Consider the following 16672-nt stretch of genomic DNA (forward strand, 5'->3'; position numbering starts at 1 on the left):
TCAATAGGTCATCAGTGATAGCATAAATTGTAATTATTTCGTTTAACATTACCCCTCCTAATTTTTCCTCTGGAGGGGATTTTATTGCTTATGCAATGCCACCTGAACACCTGCAAGCATAACTAGCAACTTGGGTTACTATAAAAATTCAAAATAATCTAGAAATTTTACTTAACTTCTGGGAGCAAACATGATAATTAAAACACTTACTAAAGCTAAACATACTCCGATTAAGTCGTAGCGGTCTGGAGTTACCCCGTCTACCTTCCAACCCCAAAGCATTGCCATTGCGATAAACACGCCGCCATAAGCCGCATAGACTCTGCCAAAATTTGTTGGTTGGAGAGTTGCAATAACTCCATAGAAAGCTAAAGCAATTCCTCCCAATATCCCCAACCAGGACGGCTTACCTTCGCGCAACCACAACCAGATTAAGTAGCCGCCCCCAATTTCCAATAAGCCAGCCCACAAAAAATACAGCAGAGACTTAAGCATTTGATCGAGTATTTAACAACATATAAGTCAGTAAAATTACGCTAACGCTTTTAAGTAAACTATTGTCATTAATTAAGGTAAGTTTATTGACCAAATTGGGTATGGGGCATTGGGCATGGAGCATGGAGAAGAGACAAGGTAGACAAGGAAGAGCAGGGAGACTTGGGAGAGACTTGTTCAATAATTCCCCCTTGTCTCCTTGTCCCCTTGTCTCCCTTGTCTTCCCGATCCCACTTGTCCCCTCATTTCCACACTCCCCAGAATGTAGATAAGGCTCAAGGATGAAAGCACCATTACCTGATAACGAAGCCCAGAGAATCGATGCAGTTTTGCAGTATAAGATTCTCGATACGCCATCGGAAGCCACCTTTGACGATCTGACTCGTTTAGCCTCGTATATTTGTCAGACTCCTATTGCCTTAATTAGCTTAATTGATACAAATCGCCAATGGTTCAAGTCAAAAATCGGTTTGGATGTCTCAGAAACGCACCGAGATTTCGCATTCTGTGCCCATGCCATTCTCCAGTCTGATGTTTTGATAGTGCCTGATACAAAAAATGACGAACGGTTTGCAACAAATCCACTGGTGACATCTGACCCAAATATTCGGTTTTATGCTGGTGTACCTTTAACTAACCCTGAAGGATACGCCCTCGGAACGCTGTGTGTAATTGACTACGTACCACGAGAACTTCATCCAAAACAAATAGAGGCATTACAAACTTTAGGTCGTCAAGTCATAAAGCAACTGGAATTGCGCCGAAATTTAGCAAGTTTGGTACTTGCTTCCAAGAAAAGCAACCAGGTACAGAGGGTACGCAAGCAATTTTTCAAAAAGATTGCAGCAAGCTTTGGTTTGTCGTCAATAATTTTAGTTCTGATTGGGGTGGTTTCCGATCAAAATACAAGAGTATTTAGTAATTTTAATCGCAGTATAGTAACAAATACTTATAAAAAACTTAACAGCCAAGAAGAAATACTGTCCCAGGTAAAGGATGCTGAAATTGGGCAACGTAGTTACATCTTCACTGGAGACAAACTTTATCTAAAATCGTATCAAACAGCACTTAGTAACGTCGATCGAGAAATTGCCAAGCTGAAGAATTTCACAACAGCTCAACCGAATCAACAAAAGCAGATGGCAACGCTGGAATTTCTGATAACGGCTAAACTTACTGAACTAAAACAGACTATCGATTTGCGCCAGAATAAGGGATTAGAGGCAGCGTTGCAAGTACTGCTGAAAAACGATCGACAAAATCTCATGGATGATATCCGCAAAGCGCTCGATGAGATAGAAAACGAGGACAGGGGACGAATTAGACAGCAGTCACAAGCAGCAAAGACTTGGACTCGAAACACAATTTTCACATTGGCGATCGCTATTTGTCTAAGTTTTATCGTTCTTGCTGTAGTCTACTACTCGATCTATCGTGAGGTTCTTGAGCGGAAGAAAACAGAAGAAACCTTAAATCAAGAACGCAACTTTATCTCAGCAGTCCTTGATACAGTCGGTGCGTTGGTAATAGTTCTCGATTCTCAAGGGCAAATCGTTCGTTTCAATCAAGCCTGTGAGCAAATAACTGGTTACTCTTTTGATGAGGTGAGGGGTAGGTATAGCTGGAACTTGTTACTACTTCCTGAAGAAGTGGAGCCAGTTAAAGCAGTTTTTGATCGGTTACGATCTGGTCAACTTTCCCATAATTATGAGAATTATTGGGTAATGAAAGATGGTAGTCGGCGACTGATTGCCTGGTCGAATACCATCTTAAAAGACTATCAGGGCTGTGTTGAATACATAGTTGCTACTGGCATTGACATTACCGATGCTAAACGAACACAACAGCATTTGACTGCACAATATGCTGCAACCCGCGTTCTAGCAGAGTCCGCCACAATTAGCGAAGCTACTCACCAAATATTGCAAGGAATCTGTGAGAGTTTGGCATGGGATTTGGGTGAAATTTGGATGGTAGATGAGCAAGCAAATGTGCTGCATTTTGTCGATATCTGGCATAAAGCATCCATTGAAATGCAAGAGTTTGAAATACTGAAGCGGCAAACCACCTTTGCACCCGGAATTGGACTACCTGGAAGGGTTTGGGCTAGTTCTGAATCGGTTTGGATCGCTGATATCGCTAAAGATATTAATTTGCCTAACTTCAAAATAGCTGCTCAAGTAAGACTACATGCAGCTTTTGGTTTTCCGATCCGCAGTGATAACAAAATCCTTGGTGTGATTACCTGCTTTAATCGTGAAATCCAGCCCCTTGACGAAGATTTAGTAAAAACGATGAATTCTATCGGCGAGCAAGTAGGGCAATTTATCCAGCGTAAACAGGCTGAAGAAGAAATACAACGCCAAAATTTGCGATCGCAACTATTTACTGAAATCACCCTGAAGATTCGTCAATCTTTGGACATCGAAGAAATTCTCCAAATCACTGTCGAAGAGGTACAAAAGATTCTCCAGACTGACCGAGTTTTAATCTATCAGCTGATGCCAGAAACTACTGCAAACACCGTTGTTGAAGCAGTAGTTTCTGGCTTACCAGCAATCAAAGAGCAAAATAACGCCGCCCCCTACTTTGAAGCAGAATATCTCCAACAGTACTATCTACAGCAGTACCGTCAAGGCAAGGTTTTCGGACTGGATAACTTGGATCTTTTGGAAGTTGAACAAAGCCATCTGGAATTAATGCAACAGTTTGGGGTCAAAGTTAATTTGGTTGTACCTATTCTTGTTAAAGAAGAACTTAGCGGTTTGTTCATAGTTCATCAGTGTGACGATTCCCACCACTGGTCTAGCTTTGAAACCGATCTTTTGCGGCAAATAGCCGACCAAGTAGGTATTGCTTTGACCCAAGCCCAACTATTAGCAGCCGAAACTCGTCAGCGACAAGAACTTGAAATTGCCCGTCGCCAAGCCGAATTAGCTTCTCAGACGAAAAGTGCCTTTTTGGCAAATATCAGTCATGAAATTCGCACTCCGATGAACGCTGTATTGGGGATGACTAGTTTGGTGTTAGATACTCCTTTAGACGAAGAACAGCGAGATTTTATTGAAATAATTCGCAGTAGTGGAGACGCTCTTTTAAGTTTAATCAACGAGATTTTGGATCTTTCCAAACTTGAGGCTGGAGAGATGGCTCTTGAAACTCTCGATTTTGACCTATCCACTTGTGTAGAAGACGTGGTGGAATTATTGGCTCCTTCAGCCCATAACAAAGGATTAGAAATTGCTGCAATAATTGATCGCAACGTTCCCACTCAACTCAAGGGAGATACTGGTAGGCTGCGGCAAATTTTGATGAACTTAATCAGCAACGCCATCAAATTTACCAGCGCTGGCGAAGTATTAGTGCAAGCCGAATTGCGTACGCTTTCTTTGACTACAGCCACCATCCATTTTGCGATTACAGATACAGGGCTTGGCATTAGCCCTGAAGACCAACGCAAACTCTTTACGCCATTTACACAAGTGGATGCTTCGACCACTCGCAAATATGGTGGTACTGGTTTGGGATTAGCTATCTGTAAACAACTTGTAACTTTGATGGGAGGAGCGATCGGGGTAGAAAGTCAGATGGACAAAGGATCTAAGTTTTGGTTTGAGTTGCTTTTTAACAAACAAGTTGAGCCTGTTGAGCCAAAATGCGAACGCGGACTTTTGCAAAATCGCCGCTTATTGGTAGTGGATAACCACACTACTAATTATAAAATTATCTCCCATCAAGCTACTCATTGGGGAATGGAGGTAGATCGAACTGACAGTATTGCTGCGGCCGTTAAAGTTATTCAGCAAGCTAGCGAGCAGGGGAAATCATATCATGTTGCCTTGGTTGATATGCAAATAGCCCAAACTAATGGTATGACAATCAAAGAACAAATTGCAGCCAATTCTGCAATTGCTAAAATCCCTTTGATTATGCTCGCCTCTACTAATCAACGGGATGAAGTACAACAGGCGCTCAAAATCGGATTTGCTACTTATTTATTCAAACCCATTAAGCCATCACGACTCCTTGATGTCATCATAAATATTTTAGAAACTCAGCCGGAATCAGAACAAGAGTGTAGAGGCAGAAAGCTAGAGGCTACAGAAGAAATTCCCAGTACAGAAACTTCAAGTATTCTTACTTCCTGTCCTCCTAATCCTTCTACTAAATCCAAGTTAAGAATTCTCTTAGCCGAAGATAATTTGGTGAATCAAAAAGTAGCACTAAAGCAACTCCAGAGTTTGGGCTACAAAGCCGATGTCGTTGCTAATGGAAAAGAAGTTTTACAACTCTTAGAAAAAATTCCTTACGATTTGATTTTAATGGATTGCCAAATGCCAATTCTCGATGGTTTGGAAACCACAAAAGAAATTCATCGTTGGCAAGAGGATGCTTTTGCATTGGGTCATCGTCCTGTAGTGATTGCGATGACAGCTAATGTGATGAAAGAAGACGAAGAAACTTGTCTAAATGCCGGAATGGACGACTATTTGAGTAAGCCAGTATTTAAAGAAAAATTGGCACAGACTTTAGAATATTGGACAGGTGCGATCGTTTCCCAGCAAGAGGCAGGTGTGTATGAACAGACACTTTCCACTGACTTAGCAATTGATTGGGAACACTTGCATCAGATATCAGGAAACGATCGAGAATTTGAATTAAATTTATTGCAAATATGCGTTGAAGATATTAAACCCCGTTTAGAGATAATTAAAGCAGCGATCGCAGCTGATGACTTTGGGCAAATAGCACGAGAAACTCATCACCTTAAAGGTGCTAGTGTCAACATTGGAGCCACTGCTATGTACTTAGCAACTGACAAACTAGAACAACTAGCTAGCGATCGAGACCTTAAAGGTACTACTAATTTAATTTTAGAATTAGAAGAATTTGTCAACTGCATTCAATACTTTTTAATTAAAAACAAAGTCGTGAAGGAGGCAGAAGGCAGGAGGCAGGGAGCAGGTGGTCACTAAGCGACTTACCTTGACTCTGCCACTATGCCCAAGCGATCGATAATCTTGTACTTTGATTTGTAATCTGAAATACTCATACTTCAAAAATACAACACGAAAGCGATCGCACCTGCAAAATGTGGGTTTAAAGGCGTTCCCTACCAACACGCACCCAACGGTAGCCGTAGCCTTCAAGTTGTATGCCGCTTTCTGGATGTTCGATCGGCTCATAGGGTTTATCTCCAAGCAAATCAATCCAATGGGATTCGCGATCGCCGCTAAACTTGAGAGTTACTGTACAACCATCTTTTGCCAGATTATGAAGGGCTACAACCGTTCCATCGCGCCACTGATAGTGTAGAGCTAACACTCCTGAGTTATCTGTCTCAATCAGTTCCCAACTTCCCCAACCGAACTCTGGACATTCTTTAAGCATCCGAATTGCTCGTTCCATCCAGTTTAAAAGTGAGTTGGAATCTCTTCTTTGAGCAATGACATTCAGGTGTGGGTAGCCATATTCCCCTTCTTTGATGACGGGGAGAATAAGTCGATCGCTAGGAGCGGTCGAGAACCCTCCATTAGACTCGGCTGACCATTGCATTGGGGTGCGGCTGGCGTCGCGTTGTTTCAAGGATAAGTCGTCTCCCATGCCAATTTCTTCACCCGCCTTCAAGACTGGTGTTCCTGGCATAGTAAACATCAGGCTGTAAGCCAAACGAATCCGACGCTCGTCTCCTTGAACCAAAGGTGGAAAGCGACGCCGAATACCGCGATCGTAAATCCACACCTGCTCTTTATTCTGATGAAATTTGGTCAATATTTCTTCTTGTTCTGATTTTGAGAGCTTGTCTAACGACAATTCATCATGATTGCGGATAAAGTGCGCCCACTGACAAATGTCTGGAATTTCTGGCGGTGCTTTCAACCCTTCTATAAGAGGAGCCGCTGCTTCGCGAGCCAAGGCAAGCATGAGATACTGATTAACGATAAAGCTAAACAACATCTGCAATTTATCGCCATCGTCGAAATATTTCGGTACATCCTCCATTGAGACATTTGCTTCTGCCAGAACGATCGCATCTCCTCGTCGCCAGGAAAGAAAGTTCCGCATCTGTTGCAGATAACGGTAAGGGTCTTTAATATCTGCCTGTTTTTCAATACCCTTTAGCTCAATTAAAAACGGAGCCGCATCAACTCTAAAGCCAGAAATCCCCAGTTGCAGCCAAAATCCCATGATTTTGTCGAATTCTTCGCGGACTTGAGGATTACCAATATTCAAATCTGCTTGATGCTCAAAGAAGCGATGAAAGTAATAGGCTCCGGCTTCCTGATTATATGTCCAAGTACTCTGTTGATAGCCAGGGAAAATAATTCCTGACTCGGCATCAGCCGGTTTTTCCTCTGACCATACATAATAATTCCGGTATTTAGAATGCGGATCTTTGCAAGCAGCTTGAAACCAAGGATGGTCAGTCGAGGTGTGATTAATTACTAAGTCAACAATAACGCGCATACCGCGATCGTTTGCCTGACGGAGAAATTCTACAAAGTCTCCTAATGTTCCCAAACGCGGATCTACACTGTAATAATCCGTAACATCATAGCCGTTATCTCGGTTTGGTGTGGGATAAAATGGCATCAGCCAAATACAGTTAATACCTAAGCCTGCAATATAATCTAGGCGATCGATCAGTCCCTCAAAGTCTCCTATGCCATCGCCGTTACCATCCATAAACGTTTCAACATCGATGCAATAGATGACAGCACTTTTATACCAGAGGTTTAGCATAATACTTACAGCGATCGTTTTCGCCATCGTATCTTTTTTTGGTTTTTCTTAAATATCTGTCGATAGAGTTAGATTTGCTGGCGTTGCTGAATCAAAAGATGATTCTTGTGGGGGAGCCAACAGATCCATCGCGACACTTGACATTATGTAAATTAAGTACTACATTTGTAGTATCAAAGAACAGCCTCCTCAAAAGCATTGCAATAATGCTTTCTTGGGTCTGTAGCTCTAACGGTAGAGTTCCCAGATGTCACTTGTGCCCTAACAGAAAAAGCTTACATACTAGCTCAATAGTAGAGCTATCGTCTCTAAAACGATAAGTTGCAGGTGCGATTCCTGCGGTGTAACCACAGCTTTTTCAACTTGCATGAGGTGTGAGTGTAACTCTCACAGGGAGGGTATCGGTTCAATCCCGATCAGATCCACTAATATCAATTCGTAATTAAAACAAGAGGTGATTGTAATGGTTCATATTCGATTTGAAGGACGTTCTGTTGATGTGCCAAAAACACAATTGGGAATTGCAGCAGGGATGAATGATGTGGCAGTGAAGGAGCGCGTTGCTCGACATTTAGATGTAAATAGCGATCGCCTTTCTGCCTATGTAATCGATCGCCGTCCTAGTGGCGATTTGATCGTCCGCCCGGAAGCTGTCTATGGTTAGATAGAAGTTAAGAGTTAGGAGTTAGAAATTAGGAGTTAGGAGTTAGGAGTTTTGAATAAATTAGTTTCTTTGATCGAACGCTTTTAATTTTTAGCTCTGAACTTATGACCTAGCACTTTTAAAGCAGAAGGTAAGAAATTATAAAACATAAACCTTTGCTTCATTTCTAATTACATAGTTTTATTCTGCGCCCTAACTTGTAAAGCCTACACACACTCCGGCAACGGAATGCAGGTTCAAATCCTGTCGCTCCCTTTGATGGGAGCGTAGCCAAATTGGTATAGGCAATTGTGAAAACTGCTTTGCTAACTTGTGCGGAATTTCAATTATTTGAATTGTATTTATCTATAACATACTACTCAATACGGAGGTGAGTTCAATGATGTTAGCCAACTCATGTTTAATAACAACTCAATTAGTACAACTGCATTTAAACAACGTGAGATATGAGCGAACATCGTTTGAGCGAGATTGTAATTGAGCGTCCTCGGAGTGGGAGGAGAATTAGCCTCAAAAAAGTGACTGGCTTTAAGAAGCAATTATACAAAATCACCCAGGATGCAATTCAGGATGGATTGTTGAATCCCTACTTGATTAAACCAACAAATAAATCTAAGTATCTTTCAGACCATCTCGGCCCTCTGCGTCGGTTTTTGCGATCGCAAGTCGGACAGCCTTGGAATGAAGTTTACAGTCAACTGTGTCAACGACTAGATCCCAGCACAATGGCAGGACAGCATGTTATCGATCATGTGTGGGACTACGTTGAACGGCATGTGGAAATAATTGATGGTGGTTTTTATCGCAAGCCTTACCAAGGGTATCGAACTAAGTTAGATGCAAACCATCGCGATCGCTTCTATATCCATCCTGAAACTGGAATTCTTTGTGCAGCCGAGAAAATACCTCGAAAGCAAAAGCAAAAGCAGGAACAAACTGATATTGTCATCATTGATAATTATCATCAATACCAAAAGCTAAACGAAATTTGGTATTTCATTACCTTTGAAGATTTGCCATCGCCACCCATTCATTATGTGAGGGATGCTGTCAAAGGTATAATTCATCATTCTGTGGCATATACAGATCGAATGATTTACGCTGTTAGTAAAAAGCAGTGTAACAAGAAAGAAATTCGATTTATTTTAAATCAACTTTCTAAAACCTAAAATTTTCACTTCGTGCCCTAACTGAAAAAGCTTACATACTAGCCGAATGGTAAGGCACTTGACTTTTAAGCAAGCAACTACGGGTTCAAATCCCGTGTGTGAATCAACAGCTTTTTCGACTTGCACGAAGCGATTTTATTTCATTTAAATATGGAGGTGAGAACGATGAAAAAGATTAATTCTTTCAACATCGAGCCTGAAGATTTCGATGAATTTGACGATTTCTGCTTTTGAACCATTGAGCAAACGTCGTCGTGGCTACCCATCTGAAAAAGCTGTTAAACGTGGCAATCGCCTTGTTCATGGCGACAAGGAACTAGAAGAAAAGCTTGGTAACAATGACCTTTGTCTTTGTGGTTCTGGTCGCTGCTTTCAAAAAGTGCTGTCGCAATAGCGGCAGATATGATGGCAGCTTACGCAGCTACTACTTTTAGGGAGTAAGAGCAAATTCGATAATTTTCCGCTCATTACCCAGTCCCCAATCCCTAATCCCCAGTCCCTTTTACTTGGCAGTTGTTGCCGCGCCCCGATCGCAGAAGCTTACATAACTCTGCACAAGTTATACACAATGCTTCCACAACTTGCGCGGTGACTTTATCGCCCCGCGTGCAACATCTGCCTCCTGCAATTTCGGATTTTGGGTTGCAATCTAAAATCCAAAATCCAAAATCCAAAATTCTTAGAGGAGGTTCCCATGAATACCGCAGAACGTGACCTGCGTTTGGAAATGCTCAACAGTTTGCTCACAACTCCTCACCGCAAGCTTGAGCAAGTCGCAGAAATTCATCAGTTAATTGTTGAACTCGATCCCATATTCTACGGACACCTGGCAGTTTGGTATCAGCGTCATGGAGATGTCCGCGACCACAAGGAGGTGTTTGTTGCTCATTTGTTAACTAGCAATCTGACTGAACACCGAGATGCTGGATTTATGATGCTACAAGAGTTTCCACCCTATCAAGTGGCTCGTGTGGTGGATTTCATGAAACAGCAGCAGAATAAACTGCCTCGTTCGGCTCGGACTGCGGTACGGCGTTATCTAAAGGTGCGAGAAAGCAATCCGGCTCTGTTCGACCGCGCCGCTTTGCGAGGTCGTAAGGCAATGAAGCACTTATATGCTTCACTGCACATTAAGCCAAATGAACGGGCAAATGCGATTCTATTTGGCGATACTCCTCCAGAGGGTTCCTTGGCAAATGTGCTGAAGCAGCTTGCTAAGGCAGAAAGTGCGGCAGAACAGGCACGGCTGATTGTGGAATTCAAAATTCCCTACACGATCGCAATTGGTGCGATTAAGCAACTCACACCAGTTGTCTTGGTGGCGTTAATCAATAGTATGTCTCCACAGGAAGCGATCAACAACCTCAAGTCTCTCCAGACTAGAGGTGCAATGGATCACCCACAAGTGAAGAAGCTGATTGATTCCAAGCTGGAATCAGCCTCTAAGAGTGGGCGTGTTTCAGCATTCAAAGCACAGATTGCCACAGACGCAGGAGATTTTGACGCAGACACCGTTGCCCAACTGGAAAAGGTGACAAACGAACAAGTGAAACGGCGTGGTGCGATCGCTCGTCCAACTGCTTTATTAGTAGATAAGTCTGGTTCAATGGAAAATGCGATCGCCATCGGTAAGCAACTCGCTGCCTTAATCTCTGGTATCACTAAGGCAGAACTGTTTGTCTACGCCTTTGACACCATTCCTTACGCTGTTACAGCAAAGGGCAAGGAGTTGAGCGACTGGGAACGTGCCTTCCAGCACATCAAAGCAGGCGGTGGTACTAGTATCGGTTGTGCATTGGAAGCAATGCGGAAGAAGAAGCAGGTAGTTGACCAGATAATTTTGGTAACGGATGAGGGCGAAAATGCTGCTCCTTACTTCGGTGAAGTCTACAAGAACTACTGCCGGGAGTTGGCGATAATGCCCAATGTGGTGATTGTCCGTGTGGGTACTCATTACAACTGGGTGGAGAGCCAACTGAAGCAGCAGCAAGCACCTGTAGATACGTTTACTTTTGCGGGTGACTACTACAGTTTGCCGAATATCGTCCCACTCCTAACGCGCCCCTCTCGTCTGGATTTGCTGATGGAGATTTTGGATATGCCGTTGCCTATAAGAGAAGATAAGTAGGGCTAGAATTAAGGTACTGCTCATATATCTTACGAGCAGTATCATTCTAAGGTTGGACAATATGCATGGTAATCAATTAAATAAACAAATTGAGTTTTCTTTTATTCGTGAAATTTCTGATTCATGGGAGCAGGCATTAATTGAGAATAATCTTAAGCAACTTGTTTCTTTATTTAAGAAAGATTTTCAAAATTATTTTCCTACAAAAATTGAATCTAGAATGACCTTTGACTGGATGATGAATCTTAGTGAATCATTCTTAAAGCTCAAAGCGTGTGAAGGTTTTGATAAACATTTAAAAGAATACAAAAATAATGTCACATCTACTAGTTTTGTTACTTTTTTTGCTAGTTTTTTACAAGAAAAAGCTAGTAAGTTAGTTCTTGAACCCAATATTTTAAGTCAAGCTACGTCTCCAGACATATTAATTTCTCTAGGCAACGAAGAGATATATTTTGAATGTAAATTTTTATTTGATAATTCTGAATTTTATCGTTTAAAAGAACATGAAAAAATATGTGAGATAATATCACACTATTTAAGTGAACCTCATCAAGTATCAATAACTTATAAAGAACCTTTATCTGAAATTAATTTACATAAACTAGGTGAATCTTTGAGGGAGTTAGTTCCGTGGGTAACTCAGGATGGAGATATTATTGATAATGATAAACTGAAAGTTAATGTAATAAGACAAGAGCAATTTGGTGATACAAGCTTTTCAATGGTTATGAGATTGATTCAGAAGGATAACTATACAAATGAATTTCATCCTGGTCATGCCTTCTATAAAAATGGATTTACAATAGCTGTTATTGGACCAAAAATAGAAGATTACGGCAAGATACTTATTAACAGAATTAAGAAGAGCAGTTCACAAGCACCGAAAGATACAGCATTTATCTTAGTTATATCTTCAAAGAGTATGTTAGGTGAAAAGAATAAAAATCTGAGATCAATTAAGAAAGAACTTCAACCTAATCAAAATACACGTTTCAGTGGTATTCTGCTAGCAAACTATCATACTAATGGTAAGCAAGTTGATTGGGAATTTGATTATCTGACTAATCCTTATGCAAAACACCCAGTCAAGCATAATATTGCTAGATTGTTCAGCTAGAGCCATTCCTCTACTCCAAAATCCCTATTTTCATCTCTTCCAATTTTATGTAGTATATTGTATTATATTAATATCCTGCGTGCCCCAACTCTTGGAGCCTACATACTAGTACGAGAGGAAAAGTAACACTGTCAAATACAGTGGGCGTGTGTGAACGGGGAGTGCGAAGAACCTGGGAGGTAGGCTTAAAAGTAGCCATCCTTAAAAGAGTGTGTAACAACTCACCAGCGGAGTCCCTCTAGTAGCTGAGAACACGCAATGCTCCACCAACTTGCACGCAGGAATTTTACTACTTTCTAAGTAGGAGGATATTGATTAACAAAATTAAAATTAACTTCAAGTTTTTGACTTTAATATTTCTATAGCTTTAAATCCTCCTATAGTCTGACCTAAAAATATCATGGGAACAATCAAGCTAAACGGTTTACCAGTTTGAATCATATTGAAAATGCCTGTTAACACATTTAGCGACATCAATCCTACTGCAATACCTAGTGCAATTTTTGATTTACGTTGTACAAAAAAACCTAGAACTAAATAGAGTAAGCCAATAAATAAAGAACAAAAAACCAATATTAGATGATCGGGTAATCGACTACCAGCAACAAAGAATATTATGCTTAAAAAAATACTCAAAACTCCAATTGCGTAAACTGCACGGTAAGCAGATGCTAACTTTTTTCGGGACTCTGATATTTGTTGTATTTGGGTAGTCATTATTTTTCTATTTTTTGGGTTTACTGTCCGACAGTTATGTTTTTTTATATACTTTTAGACTGAGAATATCTTGGGTAATTATGCGTAAATAGAGATAATGATGACTGACATCCGTAAGCTAATCAACCAAATTGCGATCGCAGAAGCACAATTGTCTACAACCCAATTCCTTGCGCCCTGTGTCAAAGGTGGACGAGTTCGCACACGGGTAGCCGGGATGATCTACACCTTCAGCCCAAAGCCCAGTAAATTTGAAGGTTGGGGCATTTTTCAGCCTGTAGATGAGAAAACAGCAACAATTGTAGAAGAAGCAGACTTACCCCAAATTGCAGAATACCTGCAACACTTTCCCCAAATACGGCTGCGGTTAGCACATCAACTACAAAAACAAACTTGGTTAGCATACCCCGTGAATGAAGTAGATATGCGTCAACGGTTGAAGGTAGTTAAACCGATCGCAATCCATTTAGTTACCGAGGGTATCGCCTTTGAGCAAATCATTGCCCGATGGAATGGGCATTCATGCTGGTTCGAGGAAGTAGATCGCCGTACCGATCCGGTAATTGTTGAAACTCTGCAATCTGCTGTTAAACAACTCATTCCTGCTGAAGAATTACAGTTTAAAGGTATTACTCCAGAAATCCGTACAGTGTATGAATTAGCAACGCGGCGGATTGAGGGATTTAGTCAACCCCAACAGGATGAAAAGCTATTGAGAAAGGCATTGCAAATGGGTGGCGGTACCTTAAATCAATTCCACGATCGCGGCGACTATTGGACAGTCGATTGGACAACAGCTGATGGTGTTCGCCACAGTAGTGCGATCGCTAAAAATGACTTGACTGTTGTCAGTTCTGGCATTTGCCTAAGTGGACGCGATCGCGATTTTGACTTGCAATCCTTAGTAGGTGTAATGGAACAACAAGAGTAGTCATACCAATAGATTGAACGTCTAAAAACTCACACACTAACTTCTTTCGCAATCCAAAATCTAAAATCTAAAATCTAAAATGGTATGAGTATCTTTTTTCACGAACAGCTTTACCGCAGCAATGCTGTGATGACAAAGCTAAAAAATTATCCTGTTACTATTTGTGGCGCTGGAGCATTAGGAGCTAACATAGCTGAAAACTTAGCTCGGTCTGGTTTTGATAAACTGACAGTGATAGATCGCGATCGCATTGAGGAGCGTAATCTTTCAACTCAGCCTTATTACCGTTCTGATGTGGGAGCGTTCAAGGCGAAAATCTTGGCGAACAATTTATATCGAGCAATTGGTACTAAAGTTGATGCTAAAACAAAAGAGTTGACATCAGCAAATACAAATCAATTACTCCAAGACAGCCAGCTAATTATCGATGTCTTTGACAATAGCGTGGCACGTCAAGCAGTGAAAGATTATGCTGAAAAATTAAGCGTACCCTGCCTTCATGTTGGACTAGCAGCAGATTATGCAGAAGTGATTTGGAATGACGTTTATCGCGTTCCTTCTTTTGTTAATGATGATGTCTGTGATTATCCGTTGGCACGAAACCTGGTGATGTTAACTGTTGCTGTGGCGTGTGAAGCGATCGTTTCATTCGTTGCCACAGCAGAACAGCGTAACTTCAGTATCACTCAGAAGGATCTGACTATTCAATCTCTGTTTTTGTAGATTGCATAGACGTTTGTGATTTTAAGCGTGTTCGCTGTGGGTGTGCCAGATCGTTTAGTAAACTTGCGTTATACCAATTTGAAAAAAGAATGCGACAGATACATACTCCCAAACCTTTATTCTGTCTAGCTTCCCTAATTTTGAATTTTGAATTTTGAATTGGTATTATCTCCCTATTCCCCTATATTCAGCAATTTCGCCATCGCCAACCGTTGCAGTTTACCGGTAGCACCACGAGGTAGCTGCTCTAAAATATGAATTTGCCTGGGAACTTTGAAGTCTGCCAGCATAGTTGCACAGTGAGCTAAAAGTTCTTTTTCGCTAGCTTCTGCTTTCAGAACCACAGCTGCGTGGATATCTTCTCCTAAAGATTTGTGGGGGACGGCAAAAGCTAAGGCTTCAGCGACGGCGGGATGGCGTAGCAAGACATCATCCACTTCTAAAGGAGAAATTTTTTCCCCACCCCGGTTAATCAATTCTTTAATCCGTCCAGTCAAGCGGAGGTAGCCGTCTGCATCAACTGTACCTTGATCCCCTGTACGGAACCAACCGTTCACAAAAGCAGTGGCGTTAGCTTCTGGGTTGTTTTCATAGCCATCTATAACATTGGGTGCTTTGATTACCACCTCGCCCAAGCTTCCCTTAGATAACAAGTTGCCTTCAAAGTCCATAATGCCCACTTCTACGCCAAAGCCATAACCTACAGTACCTGGTTTTCTGACTTTTGGCGGTAGGGGATTGGTGGTCATTAAGTGAGATGCTTCAGTCATGCTGTAAGATTCCACCACAGGAGCATTCAGAGTTGCCTCTAGCTGTTCAATGATAATCGGCGGCAAAGAAGCGCTACTAGAACGAATGAAACGAAAGCGGTTAGCTTTGACAATTTCTGTATTACGGCTAGCGCGCGCCAAAATTGTCTGGTGCATAGTTGGCGCTGCGGAGTACCAGGTGGGTTTGTAGGTATCTACTAGTTTCCAAAACTCCAAGGCATTAAAACCATTGGGACAAATTAATGTACCACCCGAAGCCAGAGTTGCTAGCAAACAGCCCACCAATCCGTGAACATGGAATAGGGGCATTAGGCATATTGTAGTATCAGCTGCTGTGAGTGAGTAAGCACTAATCAGGTTGCCGGCTGAAGCAATTAAGTTGCGATGACGAATCGGCACACGCTTGGGACGACTGGTAGTGCCGCTAGTATGGAGAATCATCGCTATATCATCAGCGTTGGGGGCTGTGGGATTTGCAGATTCTGCTGGTTCTGAACCTGTTTTGACTGATTCAAAGCTTAATGTGCCGTCAGTATTTATCTTGGCATTAATCACCATCATATCGGGTGTGACACTAGCAATGGCTGCTTCTGACCCTTCAGACAACGTAATCAGTGCTTTTGCTTGGGTATCTTGGTAGTAAAAGGCAAATTCTTCTTGTTTGTATTTGGGATTTAAGGGTGCAGCAGTGCCACATAAGGCAGCAGCCAAAAAGGTAATTGCCATTGGTGAACCGTTAGTCATGGCTATGGCAATGCGTTCTCCCCGTTTCAATCCAAAGCTGTTGAGTTGAGATACCAGTGCAATAACATTCTCGCGCAATTGCTTATAGGTTAGCGATCGCCCATCAGGCGTAACTAGGGCTGGATGATCGTCTTCCCCTACTAAAAGCTCAAATAAATTCATTAGTTTTTCTTACTTGTAAATATATGATTTAGCTTAAACAAAAAATTGTTACTTAGCTTTGAGTTATGAGAGAATGCTAGAATGCTGTTATTAACAACAAACTTTTAAATATCCTCATAACAATTTCTCTGACAGAATTTTGTTATGGAGATCATCCTGTAAAATCATAAAAGTGTACATTAAATAAATTTATGGGTCTGCGCTCAAGTAGATAGAGTTATTAGCATTAATTCTCAAGATGCCTTTGGAGTAGTCCTTTGGATCTAACTAGAATAAATTAGTTCAATAGTTTATATAAATAGCCG

General features: G+C 41.5%; 12 protein-coding genes and 1 tRNA gene. 9 read left to right on the top strand and 4 right to left on the bottom strand.

The features are described 5' to 3' along the window. Positions 1–171 precede the first annotated feature (171 nt). On the bottom strand, positions 172–495 hold the full coding sequence (locus tag RMY32_RS26215; protein ID WP_322670163.1) for a YnfA family protein: 324 nt from the start codon (positions 493–495) through the stop codon (positions 172–174). Between the two features lie 281 nt (positions 496–776). Between RMY32_RS26215 and RMY32_RS26220 the strand changes: the two genes are divergently transcribed. Continuing rightward, positions 777–5471: a GAF domain-containing protein gene (locus RMY32_RS26220; protein ID WP_322709385.1), complete on the top strand. Its 4695-nt coding sequence runs from the start codon at positions 777–779 to the stop codon at positions 5469–5471. Positions 5472–5595: 124 nt separating this feature from the next. On the opposite strand, the gene RMY32_RS26225 is transcribed toward RMY32_RS26220, so the two are convergent. After that, entirely contained in the window at positions 5596–7266 is a 1671-nt protein-coding gene (locus tag RMY32_RS26225; RefSeq protein ID WP_322709386.1) for an alpha-amylase family protein, read from the bottom strand. Positions 7267–7702: 436 nt separating this feature from the next. Here RMY32_RS26225 and RMY32_RS26230 point away from each other — a divergent pair, with 436 nt between their 5' ends. The 6 genes from RMY32_RS26230 (at position 7703) to RMY32_RS26255 (ending at position 12320) form a co-directional block, all read left to right on the top strand. After that, a complete protein-coding gene (locus tag RMY32_RS26230; RefSeq protein WP_012407952.1) occupies positions 7703–7903 on the top strand; it encodes a hypothetical protein in 201 nt (66 codons plus the stop codon). Positions 7904–8349: 446 nt separating this feature from the next. Continuing rightward, a complete protein-coding gene (locus RMY32_RS26235) occupies positions 8350–9072 on the top strand; it encodes a hypothetical protein (protein WP_322709387.1) in 723 nt (240 codons plus the stop codon). 32 nt (positions 9073–9104) lie between these two features. After that, a tRNA-Lys gene (locus RMY32_RS26240) sits at positions 9105–9173 on the top strand. Between the two features lie 107 nt (positions 9174–9280). Further along, positions 9281–9466: a hypothetical protein gene (locus tag RMY32_RS26245; RefSeq protein WP_322709388.1), complete on the top strand. Its 186-nt coding sequence runs from the start codon at positions 9281–9283 to the stop codon at positions 9464–9466. A 300-nt stretch (positions 9467–9766) separates the two neighbouring features. Continuing rightward, entirely contained in the window at positions 9767–11200 is a 1434-nt protein-coding gene (locus tag RMY32_RS26250; protein ID WP_322709389.1) for a vWA domain-containing protein, read from the top strand. 61 nt (positions 11201–11261) lie between these two features. Beyond that, positions 11262–12320 carry a hypothetical protein gene (locus tag RMY32_RS26255; RefSeq protein ID WP_322709390.1) on the top strand — a complete coding sequence of 353 codons (1059 nt, stop codon included), beginning with the start codon at positions 11262–11264 and terminating at the stop codon, positions 12318–12320. A gap of 336 nt (positions 12321–12656) precedes the next feature. Here RMY32_RS26255 and RMY32_RS26260 read toward each other — a convergent pair whose 3' ends face one another. Beyond that, positions 12657–13037, bottom strand: coding sequence for a hypothetical protein (locus RMY32_RS26260; protein ID WP_322709391.1), 381 nt, complete (start codon positions 13035–13037; stop codon positions 12657–12659). A gap of 100 nt (positions 13038–13137) precedes the next feature. On the opposite strand from RMY32_RS26260, the gene RMY32_RS26265 reads away from it, so the two are divergent. Then, the gene (locus RMY32_RS26265; protein ID WP_322709471.1) at positions 13138–13968 is read left to right on the top strand and encodes a hypothetical protein; all 831 of its coding nucleotides are present in this window, start codon (positions 13138–13140) and stop codon (positions 13966–13968) included. An 84-nt stretch (positions 13969–14052) separates the two neighbouring features. Beyond that, positions 14053–14691, top strand: a complete 639-nt coding sequence (locus RMY32_RS26270) for a HesA/MoeB/ThiF family protein (RefSeq protein ID WP_322709392.1) — start codon at positions 14053–14055, stop codon at positions 14689–14691. A 173-nt stretch (positions 14692–14864) separates the two neighbouring features. Here RMY32_RS26270 and RMY32_RS26275 read toward each other — a convergent pair whose 3' ends face one another. Further along, the gene (locus tag RMY32_RS26275; RefSeq protein ID WP_322709393.1) at positions 14865–16367 is read right to left on the bottom strand and encodes an acyl--CoA ligase; all 1503 of its coding nucleotides are present in this window, start codon (positions 16365–16367) and stop codon (positions 14865–14867) included. Between the last annotated feature and the right edge of the window lie 305 nt (positions 16368–16672).

Origin of the sequence: Nostoc sp. ChiSLP03a, assembly GCF_034531215.2 — a bacterium.
In the GTDB taxonomy this organism is placed as follows: Bacteria; Cyanobacteriota; Cyanobacteriia; order Cyanobacteriales; family Nostocaceae; genus Nostoc.

Excerpts from the sequence above, each read along its gene's own strand:
- RMY32_RS26215 (WP_322670163.1), bottom strand. The coding sequence starts at position 495 with ATGCTTAAGTCTCTGCTGTATTTTTTGTGGGCTGGCTTATTGGAAATT.
- RMY32_RS26220 (WP_322709385.1), top strand. The coding sequence starts at position 777 with ATGAAAGCACCATTACCTGATAACGAAGCCCAGAGAATCGATGCAGTT.
- RMY32_RS26225 (WP_322709386.1), bottom strand. The coding sequence starts at position 7,266 with ATGGCGAAAACGATCGCTGTAAGTATTATGCTAAACCTCTGGTATAAA.
- RMY32_RS26230 (WP_012407952.1), top strand. The coding sequence starts at position 7,703 with ATGGTTCATATTCGATTTGAAGGACGTTCTGTTGATGTGCCAAAAACA.
- RMY32_RS26235 (WP_322709387.1), top strand. The coding sequence starts at position 8,350 with ATGAGCGAACATCGTTTGAGCGAGATTGTAATTGAGCGTCCTCGGAGT.
- RMY32_RS26245 (WP_322709388.1), top strand. The coding sequence starts at position 9,281 with ATGAATTTGACGATTTCTGCTTTTGAACCATTGAGCAAACGTCGTCGT.
- RMY32_RS26250 (WP_322709389.1), top strand. The coding sequence starts at position 9,767 with ATGAATACCGCAGAACGTGACCTGCGTTTGGAAATGCTCAACAGTTTG.
- RMY32_RS26255 (WP_322709390.1), top strand. The coding sequence starts at position 11,262 with ATGCATGGTAATCAATTAAATAAACAAATTGAGTTTTCTTTTATTCGT.
- RMY32_RS26260 (WP_322709391.1), bottom strand. The coding sequence starts at position 13,037 with ATGACTACCCAAATACAACAAATATCAGAGTCCCGAAAAAAGTTAGCA.
- RMY32_RS26265 (WP_322709471.1), top strand. The coding sequence starts at position 13,138 with ATGACTGACATCCGTAAGCTAATCAACCAAATTGCGATCGCAGAAGCA.
- RMY32_RS26270 (WP_322709392.1), top strand. The coding sequence starts at position 14,053 with ATGAGTATCTTTTTTCACGAACAGCTTTACCGCAGCAATGCTGTGATG.
- RMY32_RS26275 (WP_322709393.1), bottom strand. The coding sequence starts at position 16,367 with ATGAATTTATTTGAGCTTTTAGTAGGGGAAGACGATCATCCAGCCCTA.